This is a genomic window from Neptuniibacter sp. SY11_33 (assembly GCF_047778025.1).
Classification (GTDB): domain Bacteria; phylum Pseudomonadota; class Gammaproteobacteria; order Pseudomonadales; family Balneatricaceae; genus Neptuniibacter.
Genome location: NZ_CP180543.1, coordinates 1,894,461 through 1,908,090, shown reverse-complemented (window position 1 = coordinate 1,908,090; position 13,630 = coordinate 1,894,461). Strand labels below are relative to the sequence as shown.

Genomic DNA, 13,630 nt, shown 5'->3' with positions numbered 1-13,630 from the left:
TATTCGCACCACATTGATGCGGGGTGGAGCAGCTTGGTAGCTCGTCGGGCTCATAACCCGAAGGTCGTTGGTTCAAATCCAGCCCCCGCTACCAAACATAGAAAAAGCCGACTTAGTTAATTCTAAGTCGGCTTTTTCGTTTCTAGGGTTTAGTAATTTGAGTGGAGCAGCTTGGTAGCTCGTCGGGCTCAGCTCTTGTAACCCCGGGTGAAGGCCATTGGTTCAAATCCAGCCACAACTACAAGATATAGATTAAGCCGATTTAGTTAATTCTAAGTCGGCTTTTTCGTTTCGAGGGTTTAGTAATTTGAGTGGAGCAGCTTGGTTGCTCGTCGTGCTCAGCTCTTGTAACCCCGGGCGAAGGTAGTTGATTTAATTCCTGCCCCCACTACCAAACATAGAGAAAGCCGATTTAGTTAATACTAAGTCGGCTTTTTCGTTTTTGGGGTTTAGTAATTGAGTGGATCAGCTTGGTAGCTCGTCGGGCTCAGCTCTTGTAACCCCGGGCGAAGGTCGTTGGTTCAAATCCAGCCCCCGCTACCAAACATAGAAAAAGCCGATTTAGTTAATACTAAGTCGGCTTTTTCGTTTCTGGGGTTTAGTAATTGAGTGGATCAGCTTGGTAGCTCGTCGGGCTCAGCTCTTGTAACCCTGGGCGAAGGTCGTTGATTTAATTCTTGCCTCCGCTACCAAATTCAGATTAAACCGATTTAATTAATGTTAAATCGGTTTTTCGATTTTTTGGCCTAGTTAAAGTGATTTAGTTCCTGTCCTGCAAATATAGTGGCTGTCGATGAGCACCCCAGCAGCCATGACTGTCTTCAAAACGACCAGGTAACGGTTCTCCACAATTTTCACAACATCCAGATTTAAGGTGCCATTCCCCAAGTTGATACCAATTGCGTTCAATTAAACGTAATCCACAGTTATGGCAGTAGGTTGAGCTACCCGAAGTGTCATGTACGTTACCCGTGTAAACGTATCTCAGCCCGTTTTTCATCGCTATGTCTCGCGCACGCGTTAGGGTTGATGCTGGCGTTCGGTCTTTATTTTTCATTTTCCAATCAGGGTGAAAAGCAGAGAAATGTAGTGGAATGCTGGGGCCTAGGTTGTTGTAGATCCATTGGGTCATTGCATCGATCTCTTCATTGCTGTCATTTTCATCTGGAATAAGCAGGGTTGTGATCTCAAACCATACTGAGGTTTCAATATGAATGTAGAGAAGAGTATCTAGGACGGGAGTGAGGCTGGCTCCACAAAGCTTTTTGTAAAACCGTTCCGAGAACGCTTTAAGGTCTATATTAGCGGCGTCCATATGTTCAAAAAACCGAGGGCGCGCGATATCAGTGATATAGCCAGCGCTGACAGCAATCGAATTGATTTGATATTCATGGCAAGCAATAGCAACATCTTCTGCATATTCGTGAAATATGACAGGGTCATTGTAGGTAAATGCTACAGAGCGGCATTTATGGGTCTTACAATATTTTGCTAATTGTTCTGGGCTGGCTGTATCAGCTAGCCGGTCCATCTCACGGGCTTTGCTCATATCCCAATTTTGACAAAATTTACAGGTGAGGTTACAGCCAGCTGTGCCGAAAGATAAGACGGGAGTACCGGGTAGGTAATGATTTAGTGGTTTTTTCTCTACGGGGTCTATGCAAAAACCACTCGAACGACCATAAGTGTATAGGTGCATCCGGCCGCCTTCATTACCACGTACAAAACAGAGTCCGCGTTGTCCGTCTGCTAATTTGCAATAACGGGGACATAGATCACATTGAATTTTGTTTTGATCAAGTTCATGCCAGAACCCCACTTCAATCACACTCATTCTGGGTTCCTATTTGGGTCATTAATCGATGATGTTTTAAAAAACTCTCGTAACTTATTTCTATACTTGAAGAGTAGGACGCCTCGTGACTGTTAGCAATCAAACTACCTTCATGTGCTCTTGCTAGATGGGGCATGAAACGGAGAAGCCTATGAATACGCGTCAGCCAGCCGTGGCTGGTTTGTTTTACCCAAATGATCCTAGAGAATTGGCGTGTGAAGTAGATGCTCTATTGAGCCAAGAGCAGAGAGAAGTGATACCGAACTTAAGGGCACTAATTGTCCCTCATGCTGGATATATTTACTCAGGCAGTGTTGCAGCCGCAGCTTTCAGTTGTATCCCACCCGATGCAAAGTTTAAGTACGTTTTATTGATTGGGCCAAGCCATCGGGTGGCATTTCAAGGTATGGCTGTTCCTTTGGCTGATCAATTCAATACACCACTTGGTAATATCTCTATCGCTGCAGATAAAATCAGCGAATTAGTCGATAATTGCTTGGTTAGTTACAACGACCTTGCGCATAGGCAAGAGCATAGTCTTGAAGTCCAGCTACCTTTTCTTCAGAAAATCGAAATACAAGCAGACCTAATTCCTGTTGTAGTCGGAAATGCCTCGGCAAGTGATGTTGGCAGATTGATTTTACCTGCATTACAAGACCCAGAGGTGCTAACTGTGATCAGTACCGATTTGAGCCATTATCACTCTTATGTCAAAGCTAAATTAATAGACGAACATACTAATCAGCGAATTATTATTGGTGATACAGATATAAGAGGAGATGAGGCATGCGGTTACATGGGCCTTAACGGTTTACAGTGGGCATTAATTTCCACAGATTTTAAACCACATTTATTACAATGCAGTAATTCAGGAGACAGTGCCGGGGATAAGGCCCGCGTCGTAGGGTATGGTGCTTATGCTATTTACTGAATTTAGTCATGAGCAGCAAAATTTAATGATTGAAATCGCTCAAGATTCAATAGCATCGAAGCTTAAGCTACAGCCCAGATATCGGTCCGCAGACTATGATTCAATTTCGACATTAGACTGGTTGGAAAAGCCAGCTGCTACCTTTGTTACTCTCTCTATCAACGGAGCATTGCGTGGTTGTATCGGAACTTTAGAAGCTCGACGGTCTTTACTTCAAGATTTACAAAGTAATGCAGTGAATGCAGCATTTTATGATTCTCGTTTTGAACCAGTTTCCGTAAGTGAATTCGAGTCTCTTTCAATTCATATCTCTGTCTTAACGGCACCCGTAAAACTAGACGTATCAAATGAAAAAGAACTTCTGAGTAGTTTAAGGTTGGGAATTGATGGGCTAATAATAGAAGAGGGAGGGCATAGAGCCACCTTCCTACCTCAAGTTTGGCATCAATTACCTACAGCCAAAAAATTTATTGAACGGTTGAAGTTAAAAGCGGGTTTACCTAGCGGTTACTGGAGTGATCGAATTCATTTTTATACTTATCAGGTGATAGATGTGGTTGATCATAATGTTGAAAAGCACTCAAGAAATTATTAATTAATTAAATTTTAAATTAATAGTTTAAATAATCATCGCTTTGGTTTTGTCGTTGTTGCTTTAGCTCTGTAGCTGCTGCCGCTTTCTTCAACTTTTCCTTAGTCCACATAGATACATCTGAAGGTTTCATGCCTTTAGAAACCATAGTGCCATCACCTGGTCGGGTGATCTCTACCTGGCCATGTTCGTTTTTGATGTAAACCCCTTTACCTTCCAACATAGTTACATCCAGTGCATCTGTGAAGATCATACCTCCCCAGAACTCTGTGCCACGGACACCAATGGTTGCAACCGGTGTATGTATTTCGAATTTAGGTTGTTTTTGTTTACCAATTGATCCGGTTAAGGTTCTGAATGCACCTTTTAGCATTTTGAAGCTGACATCTGAGGTTTGTGCTTTTTTATCAAATTGATATTTGGACAGCTCAAACTGGGTATTTTCAGCCAGTGATATCGTTGTCTTATCTTCAAGTTTAATCAGTATCTTGCTACCTACAGGGGTGATCAAAACATCTTCAGTAAATAGCGGATCATTCCTTTTGATAAATAGATGTTGATTCTGACGCTCAACCAAAGGCTTTCCCTGAATAAGAACGACTTTACCAATTTCGTTACTGGCAACCGCAGGTTTGGTAAGGAAGCAGAGTAATAGCAGGGCAAGGTGTGAAAACTTGGATAGACGTGACATCTAAAAGCTCCATTTTTTATGAGTCAGATTCGCTAGGCTAAGCATAAAGCACTTAGAGTTAATTGTTACAGTAATTCGTCAGATAGCAATCAGAGCTAAGAAAGCTGTCCTTGTAATAAAAGTGCAACAAAACCTTATAGTTCCAAGGGACAATTTATTATCTTAACAGCATTGTTTAAATTTCAACCTAACAGATTGATTTTATGAAAGGTTGTATGTTTTTTGTCGTTTTATTGGTTTTTGCAGCTTTTCAGCTAAATTTATTCTTAACCACATAAAATTATAGCGCCTTCTGTTTGTGTTACTCTTTGTTAATCCAAAGGAAATTACCAAACAGTTTAGAATGGAATCGTAAACTATGGTCATAATCCCAACCGAGAAGAAGTTTGATTGGCGAAGACCGCCATTTGTTCTGTTTTTCTTGGTTATATTGAATGTGCTCGTGTTCTTCTTCGCGCAAGACAAAGACGAAGAGATGATTAATGATGCGCTTAATCGTTACTCAGAGCTTCAATATTTCGATGCAGAATGGGAAATGTACCTTAGCTACCTAAAAGAGGATGGTGTAGCTGATAACCAGATAGCCGAATATCAGAACCTGCATCAATCTGGGAATACGCTTGAGTTAAGTTATTATTTGCTAAGTGATTTAAATTTCTTTGAATATCTCCGCTATAACCAAGTCCGCTTTAATGAACCTGGGAACGGTGATTACTGGCTTAATCGTACTGAGCTGTATGATCTCATTTCTAGTACCACGATCTTTGGTCATGGTTTAAAACCCAAGGCTTTCTCGCCCTTTGATTTGGTTACCTACCAGTTTCTGCATGGTGATTTTTTCCACCTGATAGGCAATATATTCTTCTTAGTGATTTTTGGTTTTGCCGTTGAAGCTGCCATTGGTCATCTACGCTTCTTGCTCTTTTATTTACTAGGCGGGATGGCCGGTGGGGTACTTTTCTTATTTGTTAATTCTCAAAGTCCAAGTGCTTTAGTTGGTGCCTCAGGTTCCATCTCAGCAGTTATGGCAATGTACTTAGGTGTATTCCGCTTTAGAAAGATTGAATTCTTTTACTGGTTTTTCATCTTTGTTGGATTCATTCGAGCACCAGCCTTATCGGTATTGGGTCTTTATATTGCAAATGAGCTATATCAGTTTGCCACAGTAACCGACTCAAACGTCGCTTTCATGGCGCATACAGGTGGGTTTATCGCCGGCGCATTACTGATATTTACGACTATTCTCGTTTCACCAAAAGTACTGGATGAAGAATATCTAGAAAATGAAGAGGATCTTGCTGAAGATGTTAAGGCGCGAGACAAGATCTACCATTTATTAGGTAAATTCTCTTTTAAAACGGCTATTTCAGCCATTGATGAGTTTGAAGAAAAGTACGGTTCTGATTTTGAACTAAGGCGCGTGAAGTATGAAATTCTAAAGGCACAGCATGACGATGATTATCGATCAGTTACCTTGCAGCTTTTAACTTACGAAAAGCCAACTGCTGAAGAGCTCGATAAGATAGAAGAATTATGGCATTGCAGCACGTTTGCTCAAGAAGAGCTTAAGAATGATGACCTTCTACAACTTGCTTGGAAAATGACAACACTCTCTAGTCTTAAAACTTCTGAAGAGATATTTACCATGCTTTATAGTCGTGGAATGAAAACTGAGGAGTTTAGCCATTTAGCTAGGAAGTTATCGGTGGCATTTGGTGAAAGGGAACACGATGCCAAATGTAAACGCTATGCCACTGCTGCAGATGAGATCTACGAACGAAGCCGTCGCGGTTTATTTAATTAGTCATTAGGGTTTATATGGATCATTGTAAATACCACCCTTTAAAAGCATCAACCTATCACTGTAGTGCTTGTCATCTTAGTGTATGTGATAGCTGTGTTGATGAAACAGATGATGAGATCCGTTGCGTTCGCTGTGGTGAGCGATTAGATAGCTTAGGTGCAGGGGCTAATATTGAACCTTTCTGGCGTCGTCTAGATCTGGCATTTCGCTATCCGATGAATACGCAAGTATTGATGCTTATTTTGGGCGCATCAGTACTCTCCGCTGTAGGTGCATTTATTGGCGGTTTGATTGGTTTCATTCTTTCTATTTTGGTTGCCGGTGTCACCACTAAATTTAGTTTTCTTTGTTTACAACAAACTGCCGATGGCAACATGAAAGCCCCTATGGTGTCTGAAGCCTATAGCGGTGGCGTCAAAATGATTATTCATATCATTGCCATTTTCCTAGCTATTGGGCTGATGATGTTGGCAGTTTCGAAGACATTTGGTGATTTCGTAACAACTGCGTTTGCGATGTTTTGGTTGTTTTCACTTCCAGCTGTCTTTATCAACTATGCAAGGTTTGAAAGTATCGGCGCTGCAATCAACCCAATTGAGTTGATTAAATTGGTTTGTAAATTAGGCCGATCCTATCTCTTATTGCTTGTCTTTTTGCTGATCATGATTGCATCGGTTGCAACGCTTAATCAGCTCTTTTCTGACTTCTATTTCTTTTCAAATATATTGGAAAGCATTACCTCTTATTACTATCTAATCGTGATCTTTCATCTGATGGGGTACCTATTGTTCCAAAAACAACGTGCTTTAGGTTTTGCTAGCCGGTTCGATGAAGATGAGATGCAGATCCGAACAGATAAGCTGCATTTTATGGATAAGGTTGAAGTGCTGACGAAAGAGGGGCGTTTTGAGGATGTTTCTTACGAATTCAAACAGGGTATAAAACGGTTCCCTAAAGAATTAGATATCTTTAACCGTTATTTTGATTACCTCTGCGCAATTCAAAACTCTGATGATACCAGTATCTTTATGCCGGCTTATCTTGAGTGCCTAAAGCAGTCTAATCGGGAATCATTAATTCCGGTTTTGATTCAACGCGTTTATCAATACGATCCTAGCTTTAAGTTGAAAGAACCATCGGTTCGACATGAGATTGCTAAACACTGTTTTGAAGCAGGTAAACACAAGTTAACTATCAAGTTACTGAATGGTCTTCATCGTGATTTCCCTGAGTATGAAGACAAAGTGCAGGCTTATCAGTTAATGGCGGAAGCGCTAGAGGCGATGCCGGGAAAAGCTCAACAAGCTGAAAAATTCAGGGAGATGGCAGCCAAAATGGCTGAAGCGCAATAAAAGCTGCGGTTATTTAGAGGCATTAAAAAAGGAGCCCAATGGCTCCTTTTTTTATTGAGTTAGTTCATTCGTCGCTCAAGGCCGGCTTGTGCCATGATTCGTGTTGAGATCTCTTCAATCGAGAAATTGGTGGTGTTGATAGTAGAGATATTGAGTTTCTTAAACAGTCGCTCTACCTCACGCACTTCGAAATCACACTGATCTAGTGAAGCATAACGGCTATTCGGGCGGCGTTCGTGACGAATCGCAGATAGCTGGAATGGATCAATCGTCAGACCGTAGAGCTTATGTTTATGTTCCTCTAGTACTTTTGGAAGACGGTTAAACTCCATATCTTCTTCAGTCAGAGGGTAGTTGGCTGCACGAATACCAAATTGCATCGCCATATAAAGGCATGTCGGCGTCTTACCGCAGCGAGATACACCTACAAGGATGATATCCGCATTGGCGTATTGGCGTGTACGCGCACCGTCATCATTATCGATTGCAAAGTTTACTGAATCTATGCGGTCTTTGTAGCGAGTGCGCTCAACGATACCGTGGGATTTACCTACGGAATAATTGGAGTGAGCATCAAGCTCATTCTCTAACGGCTTGAGGAAACTCGAAAAGACATCAATTTTAAAGGCGTTGGATTCGGCAATAATATTACGAATATCTTCATTTACGACCGTATCAAAGATCAAAGGGCGAGTGCCATGTTGCTCGGCAACTTGGTTGATCTTCTGCACGGCCTCGCGAGCCTTTTCAACATCGTCGATATAGGGAAGAGTAATCTGTTCGAATTCAATGCTATCAAACTGAGCAAGTAAACTGTGCCCCAATGCTTCTGAGGTAAGACCTGTTCCGTCTGAGATAAAAAAAGCTGTTCGTTTCATTGTCTACTTACAATCTGCAACAAAAATATAGGCCTGACTATACCAGATGTGGAGCAGTGTTGTGGCTCTGAAATATACCCATATTTCAAAGTCTGGTTATGATTTCATCAATAGTCTGATTGTCATCAAAATAATCCACCATATATCCGCTTTTTTCAGGGGATTTTTGCTGCTGAGTGCAGTAAGATCTCACCATTATTAGAAGTAATAACTATACACCAGAGTAGGAGATATACAGTTGCAGAACTATGTACTGCGCCTAGATCAGGTAGGAATGAATGACGTAGAAAGAGTCGGCGGAAAAAACGCCTCTCTTGGTGAAATGTTACAAGAACTTACTGGTGCAAATGTAAAAGTGCCTAATGGTTTTGCAACTACGGCTGATGCCTATCGTGACTTCCTTACTCATGGCGGTCTAGAAGATAAGATTAACGCCAAGCTTAAAGAGCTTGATACCAACGATATCCAAGCACTAAAAGAGACCGGTAAGACGGTACGTGATTGGATCATGGAAGCAGAGTTTCAGCCAGAACTTGATCAAGCGATCGAAGCCTACTGGGCTGATATGTCTGCTGACAATCAAGATATTGCTGTTGCGGTTCGTTCATCCGCAACGGCTGAAGATCTACCAGATGCTTCTTTTGCTGGTCAGCAGGAAACATTCCTAAACGTTCGTGGTCTTGCCAATGTTAAGCACGCGATCAAAGAGGTATTTGCTTCTCTTTATAACGATCGTGCGATCTCTTACCGTGTACACCATGGTTTCGAGCACAGTGAAGTAGCGCTTTCTGCGGGTATTCAGCGCATGGTTCGCAGTGAAACAGGCTCTTCCGGTGTAATGTTTACTTTGGATACTGAGTCTGGCTTTAACCATGTTGTCTTTATTACTTCCGCATACGGCTTAGGTGAAACCGTTGTACAAGGTGCAGTTAACCCGGATGAGTTTTACGTTTATAAACCAACTCTAAAAATGGGTGCGCCAGCCATTATTCGCAAAACGATCGGTTCTAAAGCGATCAAGATGGTCTACTCTGAGCCAGATTCGGACAATCCAGTATCGACTGTTCAAGTCGATCAGGCTGAGCGCCAGCAGTTCTCCATTGATGATAACGATGTTCAGCAATTAGCCAAGATCGCTATTGAGATCGAAAACCACTATGGCCGCCCTATGGATATTGAGTGGGCTAAAGATGGTGATACGGGCGAACTATTTGTTGTTCAGGCGCGTCCTGAAACTGTTAAGAGCCGCAGTAATCAGGCGGTAATTGAGCGCTATCTTCTCAAGGAAACCAGCCAAGTACTCGTTGAAGGCCGCTCTATTGGTCACCGAATTGGCTCTGGTAATGTGCGTATTGTTTATGACATTAGTGAAATGGAGAAAGTGCAGCCAGGGGAAGTGCTTGTAACAGACATGACCGACCCTGATTGGGAACCTGTTATGAAGCGTGCTGCAGCTATCGTAACAAACCGTGGTGGTCGTACTTGTCATGCGGCAATTATTGCTCGTGAATTAGGTATTCCAGCGATCGTAGGCTGTGGTGATGCAACGGATCAGTTCGTTGATGGTCAACTTGTAACAGTTTCTTGTGCTGAGGGTGATACAGGACGTGTATATGCTGGGAAATTGGATTATGAGCACCAGTCGAACAGCGTAGAATCTATGCCTGATCTACCTTTCGAAATCATGATGAATGTGGGTAATCCTGACCGTGCATTTGATTTTCAGGCTCTACCAAACGCGGGTGTAGGTCTAGCGCGCCTTGAATTCATTATTAACCGTATGATCGGTGTGCATCCTAAAGCGTTGATTAATTTCGATCAGCAGCCACCAGCACTTCAGCAAACTATCTCTCGTCGTATTTCGGGTTACGACAGCCCGATTGATTTTTATGTAGATCGTCTGGTTGAAGGCATTTCTACATTGGCTGCTGCGTTCTATCCGAAGAAAGTGATTGTACGTATGTCTGACTTTAAGTCGAATGAATACGGTCATCTAATCGGTGGAGATGCGTTTGAGCCTAGTGAAGAAAACCCAATGCTTGGTTTTCGTGGCGCTGCACGTTACATCTCTGAAAACTTCCGTGACTGCTTCGAACTAGAGTGTCGTGCTCTTAAACGTGTACGCGATGAGATGCAGCTAACTAACGTTGAAGTGATGATCCCGTTTGTACGCACACCGGGTGAAGCTAAACAGGTTGTTGATCTGCTTGCTGCTAATGGTCTTAAACGTGGTCAGAACGGCTTACGTGTAATTATGATGTGTGAGATCCCATCCAATGCATTGCTTGCTGACGAGTTCCTAGAGCACTTCGATGGTTTCTCGATTGGCTCTAACGATCTAACACAGCTAACGCTTGGATTGGATCGTGATTCTGGTGTCATTGCGCACCTATTTGATGAGCGAGATGAAGCGGTTAAAAAGCTTCTTTCAATGGCGATTTCTGCTTGTAAGAAGCAGGGCAAATACATCGGTATTTGTGGTCAGGGCCCATCCGATCATCCTGATCTAGCACGTTGGTTGATGGAGCAGGGAATTAGCACCGTATCTTTGAACCCTGATTCTGTTCTCGATACTTGGTTCTTCTTGGCGAACAATCAAGAAAGCTAAAAACTGTTATAAATCAAAGCGCTATTAAGGTTTCTTAATGGCGCTTTTTTGTGTTTGATAGGTATGAAAGTGGTTATATATCAGTAACGCCTACTGCCTGATAGAAGGCTAGCAACAATGCAGTTCCAGCCCCAACGATATGTGCTTCGCTAAATACCTCCCAACCTTCAGTTACAAAGACTGTGTCCAGCATAAATAACTCAGCAATAGTTTTAACAACGATTGCCAATAACGGTAGCCAAGCGATAAAGCCTGTTTCCTCTCTCAACCATTGCCATGCTGCTAAACAGATAACTGTGTAGAGGATTCCTGATAGACCACTGTATTTGGCTATATCGGTTAGTGGTGAGAGTAGAAAGACAGAGAGGGTAACTAGGCTTGAGAGTAATCCGTATATGAATAGCTTAGGGTTACGATTCTCTAAATACACTCCTGCTGCTGCAAAGGTTATAAGATCCCAAAACAAATGTTCGATTGAGCTATGAACCAGATGTGCCGTAATTAAGCGCCAATATTGTTGTTGCTCTGTAATTAGGGCGTGATCAAAGCAGAGCCACGAAAGCATAGGATAGAAATCACTTAATAATCCGATACTCAACACACTGACGATCAGAGATAAGGTGAATAGCGGTTTTTTTGCTGGCTGGTCCTTATTGTTACGACAGTTGCAAGAGTCACAACCGCCCCGAAGGGCAGTTGCGAATTTAGTGAATACACTCATCATTGTTTCAGCTCGTTTTAGCGTTTAAAGCGGCGAATCTGTACAAGTGCAATGGCTACTGCGATAAAGATCACTAACCAAGGGGATACGGCGCCGCCACCTGAACCTGAGCGTGTTGATGAAACACTTGGTCTAACTTGACTCTGGTTAGCCTGATCTTGAGATTGATCGACAAACATTGGCTGTTGAGTATCTACGCGTTTCTGCTGAGCGGTAATCGGTTGTTGTGCTCGATTTTTACGTGCGGTCTGTTCTTTCTCAACGCGTATTTTATTAGAGCGCTCAATATTCATCGCTTTGAATACTTCGTCTCTAACGACGATCATAGAGGTGTAGTCAGTGACTAAACCATATTCCACTGCAGTATCAACAATCGCTTGCTCAGCATCTTTGTCAGAGCCTAAATAGTCCATCTCTGCTTGTAGCTCTTCAATGGCTGCATATGCCCATAGACGTTCCAATTCAGGGTTGTCGGTTGCAATTTCAGGTAGATTAAAGCTCGTTGTGTAAGTTTTCTTTTCACCGTTGATAGTGCCAGTAAGTTTTACCTCTGCCTTACCCGGTTTGTAATAGTGTCCAAACAGGGTTAGCTGTTGACCGTGGTAAAGGGTATTTGCAAGACGTGGCTTTACGAGTTCTTTACTTCTTACGCCATCAATCTCGATCTGAATATCCCGCATAGAAGCATGCGCCATCTTGCCTTTGGCTATCTGGAGCTGGCCGCTAATATCGTCAGAGTTAGAAATCTGTAGAGCAAAGCCATTAGATACGCGTGTCATCTCTTCTAAAAGAGGACGGTTAGCACTGTTACCCATAATAAAAGTAAATAGGCGGGCATCATGCTGCTCTAGTAAATCTAAGAACTTACTCTTTTCGGTCGTACCTACATTGGCAACGCCATCTGTAACAAGAACTACTGCAGTACTTCTATCCGAGTCCAGTTGATTAATGCCGGTTTTAAGTCCTGCATATAGATTTGTACCGCTACTTGGTTGTACCTGATCTAGACGTTGTAATGTGTCTTTGATCGTTTGTTGATCAGCAGGTAGGTAACCCTGAGTGAAACTCTGCGCTCGATTATTAAACAATACGATCTTGAACCGATCATTAGGGTTTAACTGTGTTAAGCCGCTTCGAATGCCTTCGATCAGGGATGAGAATTTGCCATGCATAGAGCCGGAGATATCAAGTACAAACACCCAGTCTCGACCTTGAGTCATTACAGGGAGGTCGTTACCCGGCGTTAACGTCAGTTTATAAGTACCTTTGCTAGAATCTGCTTCTTTATATGCCAACATATCCACGCTTGCAGGTAGATTTTCAGCGTGACGCCAGTACAGCAATATATCTTTATCTAGGGTCGTCACACTGCTATTGATAGGAGTTTCGGGGCTTTGCGACTCATTCTGTTCGGACCGTTCTTCTTGCTCTAGACCTAGCTGCTGTTGGGTCAGATTGTTAGCTGAATTGATCAAGCTAGCTTGCCATTCGTAGGTATTAAGTTGTTGAAAGGATGCATTCGGGTGTTTAGGCATTCTTAAACCATCAACGGGATAGCTAGTCCTTAGCTTCATATCAAAAGAGAACTTCTCATTTACCGTTTCGTTGCGATCCCAAAAACTCAGTTTTTGCTCATCGACGCCACCATCTTCAAGAGGGTATACGTATCGACCAATTCCAGTGTCGGTCTGGGTATTCTGGAGATAGACCAACTTGATTTTGACTTCTTGATTAGCCTTCACTGGAAAGACAGAGATATCGAACGTTTTGTATTGATCCTTTTCTACGATGGCTGTTTCATTTCCCTTTTGTTTTTCTTGTTCGTAGATCTGTCGGGCACGTTGTTTCTCAACAACTTCACCTGTAACGGGTTGGCCATCAATCCAATAGCTAAATTCACCAACGGCGGCTTTATCTGGAACTGGGAAGGAGTAAATAGCTTCTAGATCTGTCGCGTTAGGGTTATGAAAAACTTGCTCCACCGTTGTGGTTGCGTACATATCTTCAATCACAACATCGACATGGTGTTCTTTGATTTTTAGCTCTTCATACCCTGCATTGCTCGGTTTTAATAGTCCTGCAGCATTACTGTATGGGCTCATTAAAAGAGCGCTTCCTAATGCTATGGCTGTGAATAGGCTGCTGCGTTTTAGGTTAGGAGTTGAGTGTTTCATCGCTTGTTCCTCATCTGTTGATGGGAGCAAGATTGTGATGTTTAG

At 42.5% G+C, this 13,630-nt stretch carries 10 protein-coding genes and 2 tRNA genes; 7 read left to right on the top strand and 5 right to left on the bottom strand.

Features of this window, described 5'->3' with window-relative positions:
• The first annotated feature begins 17 nt into the window (after positions 1-17).
• A tRNA-Met gene (locus ACMXYV_RS09005) sits at positions 18-94 on the top strand.
• A 61-nt stretch (positions 95-155) separates the two neighbouring features.
• Positions 156-241 (top strand) — tRNA-OTHER (locus tag ACMXYV_RS09000).
• 519 nt (positions 242-760) lie between these two features.
• Here the strand turns inward: ACMXYV_RS09000 and amrS are convergent.
• On the bottom strand, positions 761-1,834 hold the full coding sequence (gene amrS, locus ACMXYV_RS08995; protein ID WP_415888160.1) for an AmmeMemoRadiSam system radical SAM enzyme: 1,074 nt from the start codon (positions 1,832-1,834) through the stop codon (positions 761-763).
• Positions 1,835-1,985: 151 nt separating this feature from the next.
• On the opposite strand from amrS, the gene amrB reads away from it, so the two are divergent.
• On the top strand, positions 1,986-2,765 hold the full coding sequence (gene amrB, locus ACMXYV_RS08990) for an AmmeMemoRadiSam system protein B (protein ID WP_415888159.1): 780 nt from the start codon (positions 1,986-1,988) through the stop codon (positions 2,763-2,765).
• Complete coding sequence (gene amrA / locus ACMXYV_RS08985; RefSeq protein ID WP_415888158.1) at positions 2,752-3,360, top strand: AmmeMemoRadiSam system protein A; 609 nt, start codon at positions 2,752-2,754, stop codon at positions 3,358-3,360. Before amrB ends, amrA begins: the two co-directional genes overlap by 14 nt.
• A 16-nt stretch (positions 3,361-3,376) precedes the next feature.
• Here the strand turns inward: amrA and ACMXYV_RS08980 are convergent, their stop codons facing one another.
• Positions 3,377-4,048, bottom strand: coding sequence for a FecR domain-containing protein (locus tag ACMXYV_RS08980; protein WP_415888157.1), 672 nt, complete (start codon positions 4,046-4,048; stop codon positions 3,377-3,379).
• A gap of 358 nt (positions 4,049-4,406) precedes the next feature.
• On the opposite strand from ACMXYV_RS08980, the gene ACMXYV_RS08975 reads away from it, so the two are divergent.
• The gene (locus ACMXYV_RS08975; protein WP_415888156.1) at positions 4,407-5,852 is read left to right on the top strand and encodes a rhomboid family intramembrane serine protease; all 1,446 of its coding nucleotides are present in this window, start codon (positions 4,407-4,409) and stop codon (positions 5,850-5,852) included.
• A gap of 14 nt (positions 5,853-5,866) precedes the next feature.
• Entirely contained in the window at positions 5,867-7,204 is a 1,338-nt protein-coding gene (locus ACMXYV_RS08970) for a B-box zinc finger protein (RefSeq protein ID WP_415888154.1), read from the top strand.
• A 59-nt stretch (positions 7,205-7,263) separates the two neighbouring features.
• Here ACMXYV_RS08970 and ACMXYV_RS08965 read toward each other — a convergent pair whose 3' ends face one another.
• Entirely contained in the window at positions 7,264-8,082 is an 819-nt protein-coding gene (locus tag ACMXYV_RS08965; RefSeq protein ID WP_415888153.1) for a pyruvate, water dikinase regulatory protein, read from the bottom strand.
• A 238-nt stretch (positions 8,083-8,320) separates the two neighbouring features.
• Between ACMXYV_RS08965 and ppsA the strand changes: the two genes are divergently transcribed.
• A complete protein-coding gene (gene ppsA / locus ACMXYV_RS08960; protein ID WP_415888151.1) occupies positions 8,321-10,690 on the top strand; it encodes a phosphoenolpyruvate synthase in 2,370 nt (789 codons plus the stop codon).
• Positions 10,691-10,763: 73 nt separating this feature from the next.
• Here the strand turns inward: ppsA and rrtA are convergent, their stop codons facing one another.
• Complete coding sequence (gene rrtA, locus ACMXYV_RS08955; protein WP_415888150.1) at positions 10,764-11,411, bottom strand: rhombosortase; 648 nt, start codon at positions 11,409-11,411, stop codon at positions 10,764-10,766.
• 17 nt (positions 11,412-11,428) lie between these two features.
• Entirely contained in the window at positions 11,429-13,585 is a 2,157-nt protein-coding gene (locus tag ACMXYV_RS08950; RefSeq protein WP_415888149.1) for a VIT and vWA domain-containing protein, read from the bottom strand.
• Positions 13,586-13,630: the final 45 nt, after the last annotated feature.

What these genes read in the sequence shown, in the direction of transcription:
- amrS (WP_415888160.1), bottom strand. Translation starts at nt 1,834, where the DNA reads ATGAGTGTGATTGAAGTGGGGTTCTGGCATGAACTTGATCAAAACAAA.
- amrB (WP_415888159.1), top strand. Translation starts at nt 1,986, where the DNA reads ATGAATACGCGTCAGCCAGCCGTGGCTGGTTTGTTTTACCCAAATGAT.
- amrA (WP_415888158.1), top strand. Translation starts at nt 2,752, where the DNA reads ATGCTATTTACTGAATTTAGTCATGAGCAGCAAAATTTAATGATTGAA.
- ACMXYV_RS08980 (WP_415888157.1), bottom strand. Translation starts at nt 4,048, where the DNA reads ATGTCACGTCTATCCAAGTTTTCACACCTTGCCCTGCTATTACTCTGC.
- ACMXYV_RS08975 (WP_415888156.1), top strand. Translation starts at nt 4,407, where the DNA reads ATGGTCATAATCCCAACCGAGAAGAAGTTTGATTGGCGAAGACCGCCA.
- ACMXYV_RS08970 (WP_415888154.1), top strand. Translation starts at nt 5,867, where the DNA reads ATGGATCATTGTAAATACCACCCTTTAAAAGCATCAACCTATCACTGT.
- ACMXYV_RS08965 (WP_415888153.1), bottom strand. Translation starts at nt 8,082, where the DNA reads ATGAAACGAACAGCTTTTTTTATCTCAGACGGAACAGGTCTTACCTCA.
- rrtA (WP_415888150.1), bottom strand. Translation starts at nt 11,411, where the DNA reads ATGAGTGTATTCACTAAATTCGCAACTGCCCTTCGGGGCGGTTGTGAC.
- ACMXYV_RS08950 (WP_415888149.1), bottom strand. Translation starts at nt 13,585, where the DNA reads ATGAAACACTCAACTCCTAACCTAAAACGCAGCAGCCTATTCACAGCC.